The organism is Microbispora sp. ATCC PTA-5024, assembly GCF_000511135.2.
In the GTDB taxonomy this organism is placed as follows: Bacteria; Actinomycetota; Actinomycetes; order Streptosporangiales; family Streptosporangiaceae; genus Microbispora; species Microbispora corallina.
The window spans coordinates 406,246-425,163 of sequence record NZ_KI866524.1; the positions used below are offsets into that span (position 1 = coordinate 406,246).

At 72.2% G+C, this 18,918-nt stretch carries 19 protein-coding genes; 7 read left to right on the forward strand and 12 right to left on the reverse strand.

All coding sequences use genetic code 11. The features are described from left to right. The first annotated feature begins 5 nt into the window (after positions 1 to 5). Entirely contained in the window at positions 6 to 644 is a 639-nt protein-coding gene (locus MPTA5024_RS22545) for a LysE family translocator (protein WP_036327741.1), read from the forward strand. An 81-nt stretch (positions 645 to 725) separates the two neighbouring features. Further along, entirely contained in the window at positions 726 to 2,378 is a 1,653-nt protein-coding gene (locus tag MPTA5024_RS42485; RefSeq protein WP_051458516.1) for a serine/threonine-protein kinase, read from the forward strand. Positions 2,379 to 2,381: 3 nt separating this feature from the next. Here the strand turns inward: MPTA5024_RS42485 and MPTA5024_RS22555 are convergent, their stop codons facing one another. Next, positions 2,382 to 2,657, reverse strand: a complete 276-nt coding sequence (locus MPTA5024_RS22555) for a helix-turn-helix domain-containing protein (protein WP_036327744.1) — start codon at positions 2,655 to 2,657, stop codon at positions 2,382 to 2,384. Positions 2,658 to 2,709: 52 nt separating this feature from the next. On the opposite strand from MPTA5024_RS22555, the gene map reads away from it, so the two are divergent. Both map and MPTA5024_RS22565 read left to right on the forward strand, forming a co-directional pair. Next, positions 2,710 to 3,477 (forward strand): type I methionyl aminopeptidase, encoded by a 768-nt coding sequence (gene map / locus MPTA5024_RS22560; RefSeq protein ID WP_036327746.1) that lies wholly within the window; start codon positions 2,710 to 2,712, stop codon positions 3,475 to 3,477. Positions 3,478 to 3,524: 47 nt separating this feature from the next. Beyond that, positions 3,525 to 4,247 (forward strand): HAD family hydrolase, encoded by a 723-nt coding sequence (locus tag MPTA5024_RS22565; protein WP_051458517.1) that lies wholly within the window; start codon positions 3,525 to 3,527, stop codon positions 4,245 to 4,247. 50 nt (positions 4,248 to 4,297) lie between these two features. On the opposite strand, the gene MPTA5024_RS22570 is transcribed toward MPTA5024_RS22565, so the two are convergent. From MPTA5024_RS22570 to MPTA5024_RS44680, 3 genes are read right to left on the reverse strand one after another with little or no spacing between them, the layout of a single operon-like run. Next, positions 4,298 to 5,269 carry an NADP-dependent oxidoreductase gene (locus MPTA5024_RS22570; RefSeq protein ID WP_063794766.1) on the reverse strand — a complete coding sequence of 324 codons (972 nt, stop codon included), beginning with the start codon at positions 5,267 to 5,269 and terminating at the stop codon, positions 4,298 to 4,300. Next, positions 5,269 to 5,739 carry a pyridoxamine 5'-phosphate oxidase family protein gene (locus MPTA5024_RS22575; RefSeq protein ID WP_036327749.1) on the reverse strand — a complete coding sequence of 157 codons (471 nt, stop codon included), beginning with the start codon at positions 5,737 to 5,739 and terminating at the stop codon, positions 5,269 to 5,271. The genes MPTA5024_RS22570 and MPTA5024_RS22575 overlap by 1 nt, the downstream gene beginning before the upstream one ends. Continuing rightward, entirely contained in the window at positions 5,736 to 6,011 is a 276-nt protein-coding gene (locus MPTA5024_RS44680; RefSeq protein WP_084369917.1) for a GNAT family N-acetyltransferase, read from the reverse strand. Before MPTA5024_RS44680 ends, MPTA5024_RS22575 begins: the two co-directional genes overlap by 4 nt. 145 nt (positions 6,012 to 6,156) lie before the next feature. Here MPTA5024_RS44680 and pdxR point away from each other — a divergent pair, with 145 nt between their 5' ends. Then, positions 6,157 to 7,557 carry a MocR-like pyridoxine biosynthesis transcription factor PdxR gene (pdxR, locus tag MPTA5024_RS22580; protein WP_198167332.1) on the forward strand — a complete coding sequence of 467 codons (1,401 nt, stop codon included), beginning with the start codon at positions 6,157 to 6,159 and terminating at the stop codon, positions 7,555 to 7,557. Positions 7,558 to 7,732: 175 nt separating this feature from the next. Here the strand turns inward: pdxR and MPTA5024_RS22585 are convergent, their stop codons facing one another. The 8 genes from MPTA5024_RS22585 to MPTA5024_RS22620 all read right to left on the reverse strand — a co-directional run bounded on the left by MPTA5024_RS22585 (position 7,733) and on the right by MPTA5024_RS22620 (position 16,362). Then, complete coding sequence (locus MPTA5024_RS22585; protein ID WP_051458520.1) at positions 7,733 to 8,233, reverse strand: winged helix-turn-helix transcriptional regulator; 501 nt, start codon at positions 8,231 to 8,233, stop codon at positions 7,733 to 7,735. A 44-nt stretch (positions 8,234 to 8,277) separates the two neighbouring features. Then, entirely contained in the window at positions 8,278 to 8,991 is a 714-nt protein-coding gene (locus tag MPTA5024_RS22590) for an SDR family oxidoreductase (protein WP_036327751.1), read from the reverse strand. Positions 8,992 to 9,100: 109 nt separating this feature from the next. After that, positions 9,101 to 10,036: a PrsW family intramembrane metalloprotease gene (locus tag MPTA5024_RS22595; protein WP_051458521.1), complete on the reverse strand. Its 936-nt coding sequence runs from the start codon at positions 10,034 to 10,036 to the stop codon at positions 9,101 to 9,103. A gap of 67 nt (positions 10,037 to 10,103) precedes the next feature. Beyond that, positions 10,104 to 11,687, reverse strand: a complete 1,584-nt coding sequence (locus MPTA5024_RS22600; RefSeq protein ID WP_036327754.1) for an acyl-CoA synthetase — start codon at positions 11,685 to 11,687, stop codon at positions 10,104 to 10,106. Between the two features lie 18 nt (positions 11,688 to 11,705). Next, complete coding sequence (locus MPTA5024_RS22605) at positions 11,706 to 12,854, reverse strand: thiolase domain-containing protein (protein ID WP_036327756.1); 1,149 nt, start codon at positions 12,852 to 12,854, stop codon at positions 11,706 to 11,708. A 4-nt stretch (positions 12,855 to 12,858) separates the two neighbouring features. Next, positions 12,859 to 13,905 (reverse strand): thiolase domain-containing protein, encoded by a 1,047-nt coding sequence (locus MPTA5024_RS22610; protein ID WP_036327759.1) that lies wholly within the window; start codon positions 13,903 to 13,905, stop codon positions 12,859 to 12,861. Continuing rightward, positions 13,905 to 14,822, reverse strand: a complete 918-nt coding sequence (locus MPTA5024_RS22615) for a Zn-ribbon domain-containing OB-fold protein (protein ID WP_036327762.1) — start codon at positions 14,820 to 14,822, stop codon at positions 13,905 to 13,907. Before MPTA5024_RS22615 ends, MPTA5024_RS22610 begins: the two co-directional genes overlap by 1 nt. Then, a complete protein-coding gene (locus tag MPTA5024_RS22620) occupies positions 14,812 to 16,362 on the reverse strand; it encodes an acyl-CoA synthetase (protein WP_036327772.1) in 1,551 nt (516 codons plus the stop codon). The genes MPTA5024_RS22615 and MPTA5024_RS22620 overlap by 11 nt, the downstream gene beginning before the upstream one ends. 338 nt (positions 16,363 to 16,700) lie before the next feature. Here MPTA5024_RS22620 and MPTA5024_RS22625 point away from each other — a divergent pair, with 338 nt between their 5' ends. Further along, complete coding sequence (locus MPTA5024_RS22625; protein ID WP_036327775.1) at positions 16,701 to 17,516, forward strand: crotonase/enoyl-CoA hydratase family protein; 816 nt, start codon at positions 16,701 to 16,703, stop codon at positions 17,514 to 17,516. A gap of 99 nt (positions 17,517 to 17,615) precedes the next feature. Then, positions 17,616 to 18,911, forward strand: a complete 1,296-nt coding sequence (locus MPTA5024_RS22630; protein WP_063794767.1) for a hypothetical protein — start codon at positions 17,616 to 17,618, stop codon at positions 18,909 to 18,911. Positions 18,912 to 18,918: the final 7 nt, after the last annotated feature.

Consider the following 18,918-nt stretch of genomic DNA (forward strand, 5'->3'; position numbering starts at 1 on the left):
GCGACATGCCCGCACTGCCGACGCTCGCCCTGTTCGCGACCGCCACCCTCGCGCTGCTCCTGGTCCCCGGACCCGCCGTGGTCTACATCGTCACCCGCAGCGTCGCCCAGGGGCGCGCGGCGGGACTCGTGTCCGTGCTCGGCGTGCACGCCGGGTCGCTGGTGCACGTCGCCGCCGCCGCGCTGGGGATCAGCGCGGTCCTCGCCGCGTCGGCCACCGCGTTCACCGTCGTCAAGTGGCTGGGCGCGGCCTACCTCGTCTACCTCGGCGTACGGAAGCTCCTGAGCCGGCCGGCGGCGGAGACGCCGGAGGTCAGGCCGGCGTCGCGGTCGCGGCTGTTCGGGGAGGGGTTCGTGGTCAACGTGCTCAACCCGAAGACGGCCATCTTCTTCCTGGCCTTCCTCCCGCAGTTCGCCGACCCGGCCCGGGGACCGCTCGCGCCGCAGATCGTGCTGCTGGGGGCGATCTGGGTGGTGCTCGGCATGGCGAGCGACGGCACCTACGCCCTCGCCTCGTCGGCCCTCGCCGGCCGTCTGCGCTCGTCCGCACGGGCCCGCAGGCGCCTCGACGTCGGCAGCGGCGTCGTCTACCTCGGTCTCGGCGCCGTCGCCGCGCTCGCGGGCGAGGGAGCCAAGAAGCTTTAGGCGCGCCTCCGGGCGATCGTTTCCCACCCCGCGCGGGATCTCATCCACTAACGTCACCCGAGGGCGATTGTGGAGGTCGGTTTGCGGGGTTTACAGGGACTCGGTCAGGGCGACCCCTCGCACGTCGGCGCCTACCGGCTCGTCGGCGTGCTCGGCGAGGGCGGGCAGGGCGTCGTCTACCGGGGCGAGGGACCGGGCGGAGCGCCGGTCGCGGTCAAGGTGCTGCACGCCCGGTTCGCGGGGGACGCGAGGGCCCGGTCGCGCTTCGCGGGTGAGCTCGCCCACGCCAAGCGCGTCGCAGCGTTCTGCACGGCGCGGGTGCTCGACGCCGACGCGGACGGCGACCGGCCGTACATCGTGAGCGAGTACGTGGACGGCCCTCCCCTGTCGGAGGTGATCTCCTCGGGCGGCCCCACCCGGGGTCCCGCGCTCGACCGGCTGGCCATCGCCACGGTGACGGCGCTCGCCGCGATCCACCAGGCCGGGGTGGTGCACCGGGACTTCAAGCCCGGCAACGTCATCATGGGCGCCGACGGCCCGCGGGTCATCGACTTCGGCATCGCGCGGGCCCTCGACGCCACCGGGACGCTGTCGAGCGCGGTGGTCGGCACGCCCGCCTACATGGCCCCGGAGCAGATCAGCGGGGCGGAGGTCGGGCCGCCCGCCGACGTCTTCGCCTGGGCGTGCACCATCGTGGCCGCCGCCACCGGCGCAGCGCCCTTCGGCCAGTCGTCGATCCCGGTGGTGATGCACCGCATCCTGCACGAGGAGCCCGATCTCGGGCCGCTGTCGGGCCCGCTGCGCGACATCGTGGCGGCCTGCCTCGCCAAGGACCCGGCCCGCCGCCCGGCCGCCCGCCAGGTCCTGCTCCGGCTGCTCGGCGGGGCGGAGGCGCCCGGGGACGCGCTGCTCAGCGAGGGCGTCCACGCCGCCTCCGGAACACCCGGCCGGTCCGCGGGTCTCGGCGCGTCCGAGGGCGCCGCACCCGGCTCCGGGCCCGGCGCATACGGGGGCGCGCCGCCCCACTCCAGGCCCGTCACCGCCGAGGGCACACCGTCCCGCTCCGGACCCGCCACAGCGGAGGGCACACCGCCCGGCTCCGGGCCGGGCGCATTCGAAGGCACACCGCCCCACCCAGGACCCGGCGCGTCCGGGGGGACGCTGCTTCTGCCGCCCGGCTCCGCGGACTCCGCCGGGACGCCGGACGCGACGGCCCGTCTCCGTACCACGTCCGGGGCCGCGGCACCCGGCGGGGAGGCGGGCCCGCGGAGGGGCCGCCGGGCGATGGCGCGGCTGGTCGCCGCGGCGGGCTTCCTGCTCGCGGCGGTGACGTTCGTGGCCTGGGGGAGCGTCGGGACCCTCAGCGGCGGCATGTCGATCCCCATCGACGTCACCCCGGTGGCCGGCCTGGCCACCGTCTGGGGCGTGGTGACGCTCGCGACGGGCCTGCTCGCGATGGTCATCGCGATGATCGACGAGTTCACCCGGCGGGTGTCCGCCGCGTGGGCGGCGCTGCCGGGCCTCGCCGCCGTCGGCGCGCTGACCGCCTTCTGGATCCGGCGGGCGGACCTGCACAGCGCGCACCCGAACCTGGGCATGCTCTCGCCCGACGAACTGCGCAGTTTGGGCGCCCGCTTCTCCACATCCGTCGCGTACGGCTGGTACGCCGCGCTGGCGATCGCCGTCGTCCTCGTCGTGCTGGCCCTGGCGGCCGTCCCGCTTCGCCGGAAGTAGCGTTCAGCCGGCCAGGGCGGTCCTCCCGCCGTCCCCGCCCTCGGCACACGCGGCGGCGAGCTCGTCCAGCGAGAGGCCGAGCGCGGCGGCCAGGGCGGCGACGGTGAAGAACGCCGGCGTCGGGGCGCGCCCGGTCTCGATCTTGCGCAGCGTCTCCGCGGACAGCCCGGCGGCGGCCGCGATCTCGACCATGCTGCGGTCGCCGCGCGCCTGCCGGAGCAGGACGCCGAACCGCTCTCCGCGCTCCCGTTCCCAGGGGCTCAAGGGTGGCCTCACCATGGATGTGATACTAATACCGGTATAAGTATTGGGTCTACCGAGGAGCCCGGACATGGTGGAGATCAAGTCGGACGACGCCCTGGCGGCCATGCGGGAGGCGGGCAGGGTGGTGGCCCGCGCCCTGGAAGCCGTGCGGAAGGCCGCCGCCGTGGGCGTCCGTCTGCGCGACCTGGACGAGGCCGCCCGCACGGTGCTGGACGAGGCCGGCGCCCGTTCGCCGTTCCTGGGCTACCGGCCCTCCTTCGCGCCCACGCCCTTTCCCGGGGTCATCTGCACCTCGGTGAACGACGCCATCGTGCACGGCATCCCGGGCGACTACCGCTTGAGGGACGGCGACCTGCTCGGCGTCGACTGCGGCGCGGAGCTGGACGGCTGGACGGGCGACGCCGCCGTCACGTTCACGGTCGGCACGCCGCGCCCCGCCGACCTCGAACTCGTCGACACGGCCAGACGCGCCCTCGACGCCGGGATCGCCGCCGCGGCCGTCGGGAACCGCGTCGGAGACATCTCCCACGCCATCGGCATGGTGGCGCGCGCCGCCGGGTACGGGATGCCGCGGGACTTCGGCGGCCACGGCATCGGACGCCGGATGCACGAGGACCCCGCGGTGCCGAACGACGGACGGCCGGGCCGCGGCTACCCTCTCCGCCACGGCCTCGCCCTGGCCATCGAGCCCATGGTCATGGCGGGCGGCGGGACCCGCTACCGCACCGACGGCGACGGCTGGACGCTGCGGACCACCGACGGCAGCCGGGCGGCGCACATGGAGCACACCGTGGCCATAACCGAGGACGGCCCGCGCGTTCTCACGCTGCTCTGAGGCGGGCGGCCCGAAGAGACGGCGGCGGCGCATGGCAGAGTGAACGGGTGACGATCCGCGGAGTGCTGTTCGACGTCGACGACACCATCTTCGACTACTCGTCCTCGGAGGAGACCGGCCTGATCGGGCACCTCACGGCCGAGGGCCTGCTGGACGCCTTCCCGTCCCCCGCGGAGGCGGTGGCCGTCTGGCGGCAGATCATGGAGGAGGAGTACGCCCGCTGCCTGGCCGGGGAGCTGACGTTCGCGGAGCAGCAGCGGGTCCGGACCCGGCGGTTCCTGACCCACGCCGGGCGCCTTCCGGACGGGGGGATGTCCGACGCGGAGGCGGCGGTGTGGTTCGAGCGGTACGGCGGCCACCGAGAAGCGGCCTGGGCCGCCTTTCCCGACGCCGGCCCCGTGCTCAGGAAGCTCGCCCCGGCCTTCAAACTGGGCGTCGTCTCCAACTCGTCCCTGTCGCACCAGCGGCGCAAGCTCCGGATGGTCGGCCTGCTCGACCACTTCGGCGAGGCCGTCCTGTGCTCGCTGGAACACGGCACGTCCAAGCCGGACCCGGCCATCTTCCTCGCCGGATGCGCCCTCCTCGGCCTCCCGCCGCACCAGGTCGCGTACGTGGGCGACAGGTACGACATCGACGCGCTCGGCGCCCGGGCGGCGGGCCTGCGCCCCTACTGGCTCGACCGGGCCGCCACCGGTACCGCCGTCGTGGACGGCGTCACCGTCGTCCACTCTCTCGACGACCTCGCCCTCGACCTGATCCCCGGAAACTGATCCGCCTCATTAAGCAGTGGACATGTCAACCGGCCCCCTCGCCGCACACTTCAGCGCTCCAGTCCTGACTTGACGAACTCGGACAAACGCCCGGGCTTGACCTGCAGCACAACAGGACCGCCGTTGGCGCCCGCGATGGCGCGCTCAAGCGCTGTCGCCGCCTCGGCCAGCGGCAGTGCGGAGCCGACCGACAGGGTCAGCCGGCCATCTCCCAGTAGCGCGCAGAGCTCCGCGAGCTGGGTGGCGTCCGGGCGCACGTAGACGTCGGCGACGCTGATTCCACGGTCGGCTGCCGGCGCGTCGCCGGTGATGGTCGCCATCCGACCACCCTCCTGCACGGCCAGGATGGTGTCGGCACTCCCCCCGCGAACAGCGTTGACAGCAGCGTCGACGCCCGCGCCGCCGGTCAGTTCGCGGACGCGATCGGGCCACCCGCTGTCGTGGTAGTCGACGACCTCGGCCGCTCCGGCCTTTGCCACTCGAGCGACGCTCGACGGTCCAGCGGTGGCGATCACCCGAGCCCCACGCAGGGCGGCGAGCTGCACAATCAGCCCACCGGTTGTCCCACCTGCGCCGTGGACGAGCAACGTCTCGCCCTCGGCGAGCTTGAGCGACTCAGCGAGGACCTGCTTCGCGGTCAGCGCGGGCACCGGGAACGCCGCCGCCACCTCCCACGACACGCCAAGAGGCTTCCGCACGACCAGACCGGCGTCCACAACGACGCGCTCCGCCCAGCAACCCTGGTCACGCAGCGGCAGCGGGTGACCGAGGACCTCGTCGCCCTGCCGAAGGCCTGTGACCTGCGAACCGATCGCGATCACCGTGCCGGCGACTTCCACGCCAAGCGCCATCGGCGGTGTTGGCCCGACGTTCCACACGCCGGTTCGGACGATGTCGTCCCAGTTGCCGACACCGGCCGCCTCGACCTCGATCAGGACCTCGTCCGGACCGGGGCTATGAGGGTCGGGGAGGTCGAGCAACTCGACCTGACCAGCGGACTCACGCACTCCAGCAGCACGCATCACACTTCCTCCTCTTCACTTTGAACAACCTGATACTTGGCAGACCACTCGGCGATGAGGGCGGTTTCGTTGGCGTCGCCGTAGGCATAAGCGGGTGACGTGATCGGTCGGGCCTGATCGACGTGGACCAAGACAGCTTCGTGGGCGGGGTAACCCGGTCCGTTCAGGTCGAGCAGCCAGCTGCGTAGCCATTCGTAAACCGGCGTTCCCTGACCATGAAGCGTCGCGGTGCCGGTGAACCGATAGCCCCGGCGTCGGAGGACATCCACCGCATTCATCTCGATGCGCGGGTCCGCGGTGAGATTGGCGATCGTCTGGGGGGAGGCGATGTTCATGAAAGCGATGTGCTCGTCGTCGTACACCCGCGCCGATCCCTTCGGTGACAGGTTGGGCGAGCCGTCCGGCCGCACCGTCGCGACGAAGGTAAGCTTGGCGGCCTCCACGATCAGCCGCATGTCGGCGTTGATCATGCTCTTGGCTCCTCTCTTATTCCCTCTCTTGGTCCCTCTCGTTTCGCGTACGTCCGTAGCCGGCAGCGAGCGTCCTGGCGAAGTGAAAAGCGCTTATGGACAGGCCGGCGCGTGCGTAGAACCGATGCGTCGCTCCGCGTCACAGCCGAGACCAGCTCGATCGTCGGACAGCCCGCGGCGACGCCCGCCCGCTCGAGCCAGGCGAGCGACGCACGGCCCGCGCCCATGCGTCGCATCCCTGGATCGGTCACGAGGTCGTCGACGTAGAGCACCCGCCCTCTTCCAGCTCACGGACCCCACACGTGCACCAGCGGGGTATCGGCGCTCGCTGTGGTTTCTTGCATGCGACTACGCTAGCCAACAGTCGGACCCGTAATAGGGTCCAAATCTATGCCAGATATGGGTACCACTTCTGGAGTGGAGCTCCTCCTTCCGATCGAACCACCGCAGCGCGGACGACCTCGCCGGGTTCAGCTTGAGAGCGCCCTGCGCGACGCGGTGCGTACTGGTCGGCTCGCGGCCGGTCAGCGGTTGCCGGCCAGTCGTGTTTTGGCCGGCGACCTCGGAGTCTCTCGTCGCCTGGTCGTCGAGGTCTACACGCAGTTGACCGCCGAGGGCTATCTGGTCAGCCGGCCCGGCTCTGGCACCTGCGTCTCTGATCTGCCCCTGCCGCCGGCCGCCAATGCGCCTGCTGCTCGCCGATCGCCGGAGCCCTCAGCCCGATGGGACATGCGCCCAGGCATTCCGACGCTGTCGGCGTTCCCCCGCCACCTGTGGCGGCGGGCATGGACGGCCGCGCTGGGTGCTGCCGCAGATTCCGATCTGGCGTACCCCGACTCCGCCGGGCATCCCCGGCTGCGCCAGGTGCTGGCCGCCTACCTCGGTCGGGTCCGCGGCGTGGACGCCGACGCGCATCGGCTGCTGATCTGTGCCGGTTTCACGCAAGGCCTTCACCTGCTCGCCCATACCCTGCGCGCCCGAGGCGCCCGGACCGTCGCGCTCGAGGACCCGGGGCTGCCTCACCGCGCACCGATCCTGCACCAAGCCGGTCTCGCTGTCGTACCCATCTCGGTCGACGGCGACGGCATCCTCGTCGACCAACTACCCGAGCAGGGCGTTGACGCAGTACTGACCACCCCAGCTCACCAATTCCCTACCGGCGCGGTCATGGCACCCGCCCGCCGGGAGGCACTGCTGGCCTGGGCCGGCCGCTGCGGCGCGATCGTCGTCGAGGACGACTACGATGGGGAGTTCCGCTTTGACCGACGCGCTGTGGGCTGTCTGCAGGGCCGTGCGCCTGACCGTGTCGTCTACCTTGGATCCACCAGCAAGACGCTCGCCCCGGCGCTACGTCTGGGCTGGATGGTCAGCCCGGCCGAACTACACACCGAGCTGCTGCTCTCCAAGTTCCTCGCCGACCATGGCAGCCCGACCCTCGATCAACTCGCTCTGGCTCACCTCATCGAAACCGGCGACTACGACCGGCACATCCGCGCCGCCCGAACCCGCTACCGAACCGCCCGGCAAGCCCTCGAGCAGGCCATCACCCGTCATGACGTGCCCCTACGACTTGCAGGGACACCCGCCGGCGTCCAGACCCTCGCGACCCAGCTCGACGGCACCCACCCCGACCAGCTGACCGCGCGCGCCCGGGCCGTCGGGATCGCGTTCGACTCCATCACCCGCTACCAGCTCACCCCTGACGCGGACCCCCTCGGCGTCGTCATCGGCTACGGCAACATCACCCCCCACGCCATCGACGAGGCCATCGCCCTCCTAGCCACCATTACCAACGGACAGCACGGATCAGCCCGATGAAATGCACATCGACCGGTGAGCTGGACACACGCTCAACCTCGTCGAGAATCGCGTAGGCCCGCCGGGCGGCTCGGAGCGCGGGGGGCCTGTACATCGTCGGCCAGGGCGGCGAGCAGGTCGACCGACTCGCGCAGCTCTATCTCTCACAAAGGGGTGGAGGCGAGAGCCTCGCTCACTAGCCGTGGGAGGAGCCTGCCGGGGGGCGGAGGGACGCGCCGGTGCCGCCGTCCGTGAATCTGACGTCGTCCGGCGCGACCACGGCGTCGGTGTCGTCGACGAAGGCCACGCGCACCGGCCGACCGGGGCCGGCCGACCGTCTGAGGATCGTCGGCCCCACCGACGGCGGCCTGTTGTCGTCGCCCCACTGCTGCAGCGCGGCGAGGACGAGGCGGAGGTCCTCCCCCGCCGGGGTGAGGTGGTAGCTGTCCCGCGTCCGCGCGCCCGGCTCGCGGTACGGCCTCTTCTCCATGACGCCCGCGTCGACGAGGGAGGCCAGCCGGGCGCTGAGCAGGTCCGGGGCGATGCCCAGCCCGGCCCGGAAGTCGGCGAACCTGGTCACCCCCCGCAGCGCCGCCTCCCGGATGATCAGCAGCGTCCACATGTCGCCCACGATCTCGAGCGTGCGCGCTATCGAACAGAGCTCTTCCGCCTCGCGGCGCCGGCCGACCGTACCCACCCCACCATCCTACGACTGGGTAGGCCGTTCCTACCCAGGCGCGCTCAGCTCCCGGCGGGGACGCTCGGGTAGAGCAGGTCCAGCCCCCCGGAGAGCGCGGCCCTGACGTTCCGGCTCTTGTCGTCGGCCAGCACCTCCGCGGCCCGGGCCTCGACGCCGTCCAGGGCCAGACCGGCCACCCACGCCGGGTCGACCTTGTCGGCGGGGTCCACGTAGTCGGCCATGTCGGTGTCCATGTAGCCGACGTGCAGGGCGGTCACATCGATGCCGGCGGGCGCCAGTTCCTGCCTGACGACGTTGGTCATGGCCCACGCGGCGGCCTTCGCCGCGCTGTAGCCGCCGTACGCCGGATAGTGGGCCCAGGACAGGAGGGACAGGACGTTGAGCACGGCCCCGCCCCCGTTGGCCTCGATCACCGGGGCGAAGGCGCGGGTGACGGCCAGGGAGCCGAAGTAGTGGGTCTCCATCTCGAGCCGGATGTCCGCGAGGTCGCCCTTGGCCAGCCCCACGTGCGTGCTGACGCCCGCGTTGTTGATCAGGAGCGTGGTGTCGGAGGCGGCTCGCGCGGCCGCCTCCACCTCGGCCGGGTCGGTGACGTCCAGCCGCAGCGGCACGACCCCCTCAAGGTCGACCGACGACGGGTTCCGCACGCCCGCGTAGACCTTCTTCGCCCCGCGCCTCAGCAGCTCGGCGGCCAGGTGCCGGCCCAGGCCACGGTTGGCGCCCGTCACCAGCGCGACGGCGTTCGTGATGTCCATGTTCCACTCCCTCGAACCCTGAATAGGTATTCACAACCTAGACCACCTGAGTTGGAGATGGCAACTCAGCAGGGGCCGTAGAAGAGCCGGGCCGGAACCGGGCGGTTCCTCAGCGGGCGGGAGGAGTGGAGATCCGCCAGCCGGGCGGGGGGACGTAGGGCCGGCGGCTGGCGGAGCGCCACAGCCCCAGCAGCCAGAGCAGGCCGACCACGGAGACGACCGCGAGGCCGCCCCACGACAGGATCGTGAACAGGTCGGCCTGCTCGGCCGTCGGGCGGGGCATCCAGCCCAGCTCCAGCAGGCGGAACTGCGCCGGCGTCCCGGTGAGCAGGAGGGTGACGAGCACCGCGATGGAGTGCATCGAGTCCCACAGGGCGTGCAGCAGCGAGACGCCGAGGTAGGCCAGCAGCAGCCGGTACGTCAGCGTGAAGTGGTGGCGGCCGCTCGCGCGGAAGAGCACGCCGCCCAGGATCGCCGTCCACAGGCCGTGCCCGAGGGGCGACAGGAGGCTGCGCAGCAGCTCGGTCTGCACGACCTGCATGAGCGAGAGCCCGTGCTCGGTGAACAGCGCGGTGAAGGCGTAGCCCGCGGACTCGAAGGCGGCGAACCCGAACCCGACCGCCGCGCCGAGGATCATGCCGTCCCGCACGGACTTGTCGGCGAGGTGGCGGGTGAGGAAGGCCAGGGCGGCCAGCTTCACCGCCTCCTCGATCAGGCCGACGCCGACGAACAGCCAGGGCGACGGGTGGAGCAGGTAGCTCTCCAGGACCGAGGCGGCCAGCACGCCGAGCACGCCGCCGGTGAGGAACGTGGAGAACACCAGCGTCGGGGTGAGCTCGCCCGTGTCGCTGCGCTCGAAGGCCCACACCACGAACGTCACCGGCACCAGGAAGCTGCCCAGCAGCACCAGCGTCGGGATCAGATTGGGGTTGCCGGTCCAGAACGTGATGACCACGGTCAGCACCCACAGCACGAGGCCGGTGGAGAAGACCCGGCGCCAGGGGTGACGGGGGCGGGCCCTCGTCCCGAGAGTCGGAGTGGTCATGACGCTCCCCTCCCCCGCGTCGCCGTCCGGGCCGCCTACCCGCCGGGACGCGGCCGAAACCGCGAGCTCAGGGGGCGGAGCCGGCCACCTCCCTGGCCCAGCGGTAGTCGGCCTTCCCCGCCGGGGAGCGGACCATCTCGTCCACGAACGCGTACGTCCGGGGCACCTTGTAGCCCGACAGCCGGGCCCGGCAGTGCGCGTCCAGCTCCTCCCGGGTGGGCGCGATCCCGTCGTACGGCTGGATCACGGCCGCCACCCGGAACCCCCACCGGTCGTCCGGCACGCCCGTGACCACGGCGTCGAACACGGCCGGATGGCCCTTGAGCACGGCCTCGACCTCCTCGGGGAACACCTTCTCCCCGCCGGTGTTGATGCACTGCGAGCCGCGCCCGAAGACCCGGATCGTGCCGTCCTCCTCGACCATGGCGAGGTCTCCGGTGAGCAGCCAGCGGGTGCCCTTCGCGTCGGTGACGAACGTCTCGGCCGTCTTGACCGGGTCGTTGTAGTAGGCGAACGCGATCCGGCCCGCCTTGGCGACCGTCCCCAGCTCGCCCGAGCCGGGCTTCACGGGTTCGAGCCGGTCGTCGAGCACGGCGATCGACGCGTGGGCGTGCGGCCGGTACTTCAGCCCCGACTCCGGGGACGACCCCGACACCCCGGAGGCCGTGTAGCCCGACTCGGTCGAGCCGAAGTTGTCCAGGATCATCCGGCCCGGCAGCAGCTCCTCCAGCCGGTCGCGGACCGACCCCGTGAGGATCGCCCCGGTCGAGCCCACGACGACCAGCGAGGACAGGTCGTACGACCCGGTGGCGATCTCGTCGGCGAGCGGGCGAGCCATGGCGTCGCCGGTGATCGTGAGCGAGACGACCCGCTCCCGCTCGACCGCCCGGAGCACGTCGGCCGCGCCGAACTTGCGGACGTAGACCATGGTGCCGCCCATCCACCAGGCGATGAACGTGCCCATCTGGGCCGCGCCGTGCATGAGCGGGGCGGCCGTCATCATGATCATCGGCGCCGCGGCGGACGCCTGGTCGATCACGGCCCGCGGCGTCTCCAGCGGGTCGCCGTACGGGTTGCCGCCGCCGAAGGCCATGAACAGGTCCTCCGAGTGCCACATCACGCCCTTGGGCATGCCGGTGGTGCCGCCCGTGTAGATGACGTACACGTCGTCGCCCGACCTCTCGGGGAAGTCCCTCGCGTCGGACGCGCCCGCCAGTGCCTCGCCGTACGGCACGGCCCCCGGGACGGCGGAGTCGCCGCCGACGGCGATGAGGTGGCGGAGGGCGGGAGCGTCCGGCGCGACATGGGCGACCCGCTCGTCGAACTCCACGTCGAACATCAGGACGGCGATGTCGGAGTCGCGGTAGAGGTAGCCGAGCTCCGCCTCGACGTACCGGTAGTTCACGTTGATCGGCACGGCCCGCAGCTTGAGGGCGGCCAGCAGGGCGGTGACGTACTCCAGCCCGTTGTAGAGCTGGATGCCCACGTGGGTCCCGGGGCCCACCCCCCGGTCTTGCAGGTGGTGGGCGAGGCGGTTGGCCTCGGCGTCCAGGGCCGCGTAGGTGAGGCGGCCGTCCCCGCAGACGACCGCCACGCGGTCCCCGATGGCGTCCGCGAGCCCCTCGAACAGGTCGGCGTGGTTGAACTCCATCCGGCGGACCTCCCGCGGTCAGGGTTTGTGGCTTCCGACGATCCACATGGCGAAGAACTGCGCCCCTCCGCCGTACGCGTGACCGAGCGCGAGCCGCGCCCCGTCGACCTGGTGCTCGCCCGCCATGCCCCTGACCTGGAGCGCGGCCTCGGCGAACCTGATGAGCCCCGACGCGCCGATGGGGTTGGAGGACAGCACGCCCCCGGAGGCGTTCCAGGGGATGTCGCCGTCGAGGGCGGTGCAGCCGGCCTCGGTGAGCTTCCAGCCCTCCCCCTCGGCGGCGAAGCCCAGGTTCTCCAGCCACATCGGCTCGTACCAGGAGAACGGCACGTAGACCTCGGCCACGTCGATGTCCCTGCGGGGGTCGGCGACCCCGGCCTGGCGGTACACGTCGGCGGCGCAGTCCTTGCCGGCCTGGGGGCTGACGGTGTCGCGGCCGGCCCGGAAGATCGGCTCCGACCGCATGGCGGTGCCGTGCACCCAGGCGGGCGTGCCGGTCACCTTGTCCTCGGCGGCGAGCACGATCGCGCACGCGCCGTCCGACGACGGGCAGGTCTCCAGGTAGCGGATGGGCTCCCAGAGCATCGGCGTCGCCTCGACCATCTCCCGGCTGATGCCGGGGATCCGCAGGTGGGCGTAGGGGTTCTTCAGCGCGTTCTGGCGGTCCTTGACCGCGACGAGCGTCCCGATGTGGTCGGGGGCGCCGGACCGCCGCATGTACTCCCTGATGTGCGGCGCGAAGTAGCCGCCGGCCCCGACGACCAGCGAGGCGCTGAACGGCAGGTGCGTGGACAGCGCCCAGGTGGCGTTCGACTCCGACTGCTTCTCGAAGGCGACCACGAGCACCCGCCCGTGCACGCCGCCCTGCACGAGGGACGCCCCGACCAGCGCGGTCGACCCGCCGACCGAGCCGGCCGTGTGGACGCGCATCATCGGCTTGCCGGCCGCGCCGAGGGCGTCCGCCAGGTACGCCTCGGGCATCATGACACCCTCGAACAGGTCGGGGGCCTTGCCGATCACCACGGCGTCGATGTCGGCGAACGTGAGGCCGGCGTCCTCGAGTGCCCGGAGGGCGGCCTCACGGACGAGCCCGGCGATCGACACGTCGCGCCGCTTGGTCTGGTAGCGCGTCTGGCCGACGCCGATCACTGCGCAGCGGTTGCCCACGTCGTCACCTCGTCTCAACAGCTTCGAGCACGGCCACGAGGTTGTGCTGGAGGCACGGCCCGGACGTCGCGTGGGCCACGGCCCGGTTCGCGGACCCGTCGAGGATCCGCCGCGCCGCCTCCCCCACCCGGATCAGCCCGGTGGCCATGATCGGGTTGGCGGCGAGCGGGCCGCCCGAGGGGTTGACGACGGTGCCGTCCGGCAGGCCGAGGGCCTCGCGCAGGATCGACTCCTCGTGGCTGAACTGCGTGTGCAACTCGGCCACGTCGACCGGGCCTTTGCCGACCCCGGCTGCCCGGGCGGCGTCGGCCGCCGAGACCGATCGGGACAGGTCGCGCATGCCGAGGTAGTGGGGCTCGATCCGGTGGGCGATCCCGGTGATCCAGGCGGGCCGCTCGGCCAGCTCCCTGGCCAGGTCGCCCGCCGCCAGCACCACGGCCGCCGCGCCGTCCGTCGGCGGCGCCACGTCGTACGGCCGCAGCGGCCCGGCCTCGTCCTCGTCTCCCGACGGGTCGGGCAGGTCCAGCGCGTACGGGTTGGCCCGGCCGTCGGCCCTGCTGCGCCGCACGATCTCGTCAAGCGCCGCCCGGTCCGCGCCGGACCCCCGCGACCGCGCCGCGCTCGCCTGCAGCGCCGCGAACGACACCTGGTCGAGTCCGAGCGGCGCGAGATAGTACGGGTCGAGCTGCAGCGTCATGATCTCGCGGACGTCCGTCATGGACGACTTGCCGAAACCGTAGACCAGGGCCGAGTCGACGTCGCCGTGCTGGAGGCGCACCCACGCCTCGTACAGCGCGAACGCGCCGTCCATCTCGACGTGGCTCTCGCTGATCGGCGGCCATGCGCCGAGCGCGTCGAGGGCCGACACGAACGAGAACGGCGCCCCGGCGAGGTAGTCGCACGACCCCGAGCAGGTGAACCCGAAGGAGCCGAGGCCCGACGCCCTCCTGACCTCGTCGAGCACCGGCCGCAGCATCTCCGGCTCGTTCTGCCCGGCGTCGTGCCCGGTGTGCACGGTCTGGGCGAACGCGACGACCGCCACGTCCCGCATCACGCGCCCCCTTCCAGCTCCGACAGGTCCGCGTCGGGCTCCCCCGTGGGCGCGAACCACCGGACGTTGTCCATCGACAGCGTCCGCTCCTCCGGCGGCGCCCACACGGCCCGCACCCGCATGCCCTGTCGCACCTCCTGCGCCGGCACGTCCCCCACCAGCGCGATCATCGGCGTGTCGGCGCCGTCGAGCAGGATGTACGCGGACACGAACGGCACCTGCGGGGCCCGGGGGTCGGGCAGGTTGTTGATGGCGAACGTGGTGATGGTCCCGGTGTCGGCGACCCGGACCTCCTCGTCGATGAGCGTGCCGCAGGACGGGCAGGAGATCCGGTACGGCACGTAGACCTTGACGCAGCGCGAGCACCGGCCGCCGAGGAACACGCCCTCGCGGACGCCCTCCAGGAACCGGGTGAGCGCCTTGCCCGGTGTCACGCGGTACTCGGCGCGCACCGGGGCGACGATCCGCGTCACCTCCGGCTGGAAGCACGCGATGTCCGTGATGTGCCCGGACGTCTCGGCCCTCCACCGCGGCCGCACCCGCATGCCCGGCTGCACGGCCTTGGGATCGCCGGCGTCGACCGCGTGCACCAGAGCCGTGTCGGCGCCGTCCAGCCGGATGAGCGCCCAGGCGAACGGCCGGTCGAGCGGGTGGTCGGGCCGCGGCGAGCTCACCCACGCCCACGACTCCACCGTCCCCGCCGGGCCCACCTCGACGTACTCGTCCGTGACCGGCTCGCCGGTGTCCGGGTCGTACTCCAGCGGCGGGACCAGCACCCGGCCGCCGGCCGTGCGGACCCCGACGAGCCTCCGGTCGCGCAGCTCGGTCAGGAACCGGCCGATGACCGGTCCGGTCGTACGGGTGTAGCCGCCGGGGAACTCCAGAACGTGGGTGGCCGCCAGGTCCTCAGATGGCACGGTCCCTGCCCTCCCAGTACGGGTCGCGGAGCTTGCGTTTGAGGAGCTTGCCGTTCGGCTCGCGCGGCATCTCCTCGATGAAGTCGATGGTCTTGGGCCACTTCATCCTCGACAGGCGGCCCTGGAGTGAGCGGAGGATCTCCTCGGCGAGCGCGGGGCCCGGGGCGACGCCCGGCGCGGGCTCGACGACCGCCTTGATCTGCTCGCCCCACTCGTCGTCCGGGACGCCGAATACGGCCACGTCCGCGATCTTGGGATGGATGAGCAGCTCGTTCTCGATCTCGGCGGGGTAGATGTTCGTCCCGCCCGAGATGATCATGTCGGCCTTCCGGTCGCAGAGGAACAGGAACCCGTCCTCGTCCAGGTAGCCCACGTCGCCGACGGTGAAGTGGTCGCGCAGCCGGTTGGCCGCGGTCTTGGCCGGGTCGCCCTTGTACTCGAAGCCGAGTCCGGCCATCTTCATGTAGATCGTGCCCGGGGTCCCCGTCGGCACCTCGTTCGCGTCGTCGTCCACGATCAGAAGCTCGCTGATGGGCCACGCCTTGCCCACCGTGCCGGGGTGCTTCTTCCAGTCCTCGGGGGTGGCGATCGTGCCGCCGCCCTCGGTGGCGGCGTAGTACTCGTAGATCACGTCGCCCCACCACTCGAGCATCTGCTGCTTGACCGGCACCGGGCAGGGCGCGGCGGCGTGGATCATCCACCGCAGCGACGACAGGTCGTACCGCCGCCGGACGTCCTCGGGCAGCGCCAGCAGCCGCTTGAAGTGGGTGGGCACCATGTGGGAGTTGGTCACCCGATGGCGCTCGCACAGGCGCAGCGTCTCCTCGGCGTCCCACTTGTCCATGTAGACGAGCGTGTGTCCCATGTGCAGGGCCGTACCGCCGAACTGCGTCACCGCGGTGTGGTAGCAGGGCGAGGTGACGAGGTGCGCGTTCGGCGGCCCGGGGGTGATGCCGAACATCGCCAGCAGGGCCGTCATGAACTCGGCCGAGTCGTCCGGGTCGAGCCCGGTGAGCGGGCGCCTGACCCCCTTGGGGCGTCCGGTCGTGCCCGAGGTGTAGTGCATGGTGGCCCCGGCCGTGCGGTCCGCCGGCAGGTCGTCCGGCTGACCGTCCGTCAGCTCGGCGACCGGCCGGAAGCCCTCGATCGAGCCGAACGAGAACAGGCGGTCCGGGGAGATGCCCGACTCCCGCGCGCCCCGCGCGCCCTCCACGGCGTACCGCTCGTGGACGAAGTACGCCCTGGCCTCGCTGTCGGCCACGACGTAGCCGATCTCGGGTCCCGTCAGGTGCCAGTTGATCGGTGTGTAGTACCACCCCGCCTGGAGGGCCGCGAGGTACAGCGCCAGCCCGTCGGCGCCGTTCGGGACCAGGCCGCAGATGCCGTCGCCGGGCCGCAGGCCCAGCTCACGCAGCCCGTGCACCAGCCGGTTGGCCCGGGCGAGCAGGTCTCCCGCCCGGTGCTCGGCGCCGTCGGGGTCGACCGCGGCGACCCACTCCGGGTCGGCCTGGGCGAGCCTCCAGAAACCCAGCGAGCCCATACGCCAGCTCCCTTGTTCGCATACCGCGATCTCCGCTCGCCGCCGAGATCACCGGTCCACCGGTGCCGCCACGCCTCGCCGTTCGTGTCCGGGCCCGGAGTGAAGCACGCGGGCACCTCGCTGACAAGCCCTGGCAATACGCGACGACTCGGACGAGAATCGGTTCTAGTTCTTGCGGGCAGACTAACCCGGAGACCCGAGCCGAACAAGCGCTTGATACGCACGTCGCGCCGTCGTCCCCGCCCCACCCGACGGCGCCGGGACCGCCGTTCCCAACGGGGTGGAACGCGCTATCATCCGGCTCGGACAAGCGTTTGGTCAACACTGGAGGGACGCCCGTGGAGCTCCTGCCGATCAGCACCCCGCACTGCCGTGTCGAGCGTGACGGCCACGTGGTCGTCGTCACGATGGACCGGCAGGAGGCCAGGAACGCGCTGTCGACCGACATGCTCGTCGGCCTCGCCGACGCCTGGCGGTACATCTCCGACGAGCCGGAGGTGCGGGTCGGGATCCTGACCGGGGCGGGCGGCACGTTCTGCGCCGGGGCCGACCTCAAGGCGATGGGCAGGCCCTCGGACGACGAGCGCGTCCGGCGGCGCGCCGCCGAGATCCCGGACTACCACTGGAAGGGCCTGCTGCGCGACAGCGAGGCGCTGCCCGCCAAGCCGATCGTGTGCGCCGTCGAGGGCTACGCCGTGGCCGGCGGCACCGAGCTGCTCGTCGGGACCGACCTGCGCGTCGTCGCCGAGAGCGCGACGCTCGGGCTGTTCGAGGCCAGGCGCGCCCTGTTCCCCATGGGCGGCAGCGCCGTCCGGCTCCCCCGCCAGATCCCGTACGCGTTCGCGATGGACGTCCTGCTGACCGGGCGGGCGATCACGGCACGGGAGGCGCTCGCCATGGGCCTGGTGAACCGGGTCGTTCCGGACGGCGAGGCCCTCGCCGCCGCGCGCGAGATCGCCGGCCAGGTGGCGGCCTGCGGCCCCCTCGCCGTCCAGGCGATCCTGCGCACCTACCGGGAGACGCTCGGCATGCCCGAGGACGAGGCCCTCAAGGTCTCCGACGCCATCGGCTGGCCCGTCATCGGCTCGGAGGACGCCAAGGAGGGCGCCCTCGCCTTCCGCGAGAAGCGCCCCCCCGCCTACAAGGGCAGGTGAACCGCCCGCACCTCATGGCGTCCCCCGCCCAACGGTGCTTGACTGACTCATCTCGGGGTGCTGCTCACGCAGATGGTCACGGAGCGATGGGGAGGCCGCGTGACGACGGGCGAGCCCTCGAGAACCGCCGGCAGGCGGGAACGGTGGGCGCGGCGCGAGAACGAGCGCCGCGGACGGATGTACGAGGCGGCGCTGTCCGCCTGGAGGCGTGACGAGGGCGAACTGCGGCAGATGCTGGAGACGGCCCGATCGTTCCGGGGGCTCCCGCCCGGCGCCGTCCCGCCCTCGACCAGGCTCCACAGAGGCGAGACGGTCCTGTGGACCGCTCCCGGCGCCCGGATGTTCGAGATACGGCACCAGCCGCCGCTTCCTCCTCCGACTCTCGCGAGCCTGTCGCTGCACGTAGTGCGTGGTCCCGCCGGGCAGGCGCCTCCCGCTCAGGCGAACGTGACGGACATGGGCGCCGTCACCGTGACGAGCCAACGGGTGATCTTCCATGGCGGCAGGCACGAGCGGGAGTGGGCGTTCGCCAAGATGGCCGGGCTCGCGCACGACCCCGGCGGTCCGTCTACCCTGATGCGCGTCACCAACCGCAAGTACGTCTCGGGCCTGTGGCTGCCACCGGCCGCGGTCGCGGGCTTCCGCTTCGCGCTTGCTCTCGGCCTCGCGGACGCCGCCGGCGACCGTGCCGGTCTCGCCGCGCACCTGGAGGGGCTGCTCGCCCATCACCGGCGCATTCACCCGCCGCCGCCCGCCTTCGTCACCCCGTCGCAGGCCCCGCACACGGCCCGAGCCGTTCTCGGCGCGGTCAGGACGGTCTACTTCGGTCCGCCCGGCGCATCCCCCGGGCGTCGTGCCGTACAGGGCCTGGTCACCGTCGTCGCGACGCTCGCGCTGATCGGTTACGCGTTGCCGGACGCACCGGTACGGACCACCAGCACGGGGGGCCTGTCCACGATCGCTCAGCCGACCCTACCGCCCGCCGCCACGGACGGCTCGACACCGGACGCCGCCGAGCCCACGGTGACCGTGACGGTCCGGGTCACCACCACCCCTGCCCGCGAGCAGCCGACCGCATCTCCGCGCTCCACTGCGCGCCCGCGGACGGAGAACACCGCGCCGCCCCGGCCACGGCACACCCGGGCGGCGGTGCCCACCGCCAAGGCGGTCCCGCTCTGCGGCGCACCGCGGAATCCGTACGGGTACAACTTCTGCGGCGGGGCCCTGATCACCGCCCCCGAGCCGGACGTCTGCAGCTACTTCTCCTGCATCCCCTACTTCTCCGAGGGCAGGGGCTACATGATGCAGTGCAACGACGGCACGTTCAGCATGTCGGGTGGGCGTCAGGGGTCCTGCTCGCACCACCACGGCAACCGCCGCCCTGTGTTCGCCTGAGCCGCCC

Coding starts and splice junctions, on each gene's coding strand:
- map (WP_036327746.1), top strand. CDS start 2,710: ATGGTGGAGATCAAGTCGGACGACGCCCTGGCGGCCATGCGGGAGGCG.
- MPTA5024_RS22595 (WP_051458521.1), bottom strand. CDS start 10,036: ATGACCACTCCGACTCTCGGGACGAGGGCCCGCCCCCGTCACCCCTGG.
- MPTA5024_RS22620 (WP_036327772.1), bottom strand. CDS start 16,362: ATGGGCTCGCTGGGTTTCTGGAGGCTCGCCCAGGCCGACCCGGAGTGG.
- MPTA5024_RS22610 (WP_036327759.1), bottom strand. CDS start 13,905: ATGCGGGACGTGGCGGTCGTCGCGTTCGCCCAGACCGTGCACACCGGG.
- MPTA5024_RS22555 (WP_036327744.1), bottom strand. CDS start 2,657: ATGGTGAGGCCACCCTTGAGCCCCTGGGAACGGGAGCGCGGAGAGCGG.
- MPTA5024_RS22575 (WP_036327749.1), bottom strand. CDS start 5,739: ATGATCAACGCCGACATGCGGCTGATCGTGGAGGCCGCCAAGCTTACC.
- MPTA5024_RS22590 (WP_036327751.1), bottom strand. CDS start 8,991: ATGGACATCACGAACGCCGTCGCGCTGGTGACGGGCGCCAACCGTGGC.
- MPTA5024_RS22570 (WP_063794766.1), bottom strand. CDS start 5,269: ATGCGTGCTGCTGGAGTGCGTGAGTCCGCTGGTCAGGTCGAGTTGCTC.
- MPTA5024_RS22545 (WP_036327741.1), top strand. CDS start 6: ATGCCCGCACTGCCGACGCTCGCCCTGTTCGCGACCGCCACCCTCGCG.
- MPTA5024_RS22600 (WP_036327754.1), bottom strand. CDS start 11,687: ATGGAGTTCAACCACGCCGACCTGTTCGAGGGGCTCGCGGACGCCATC.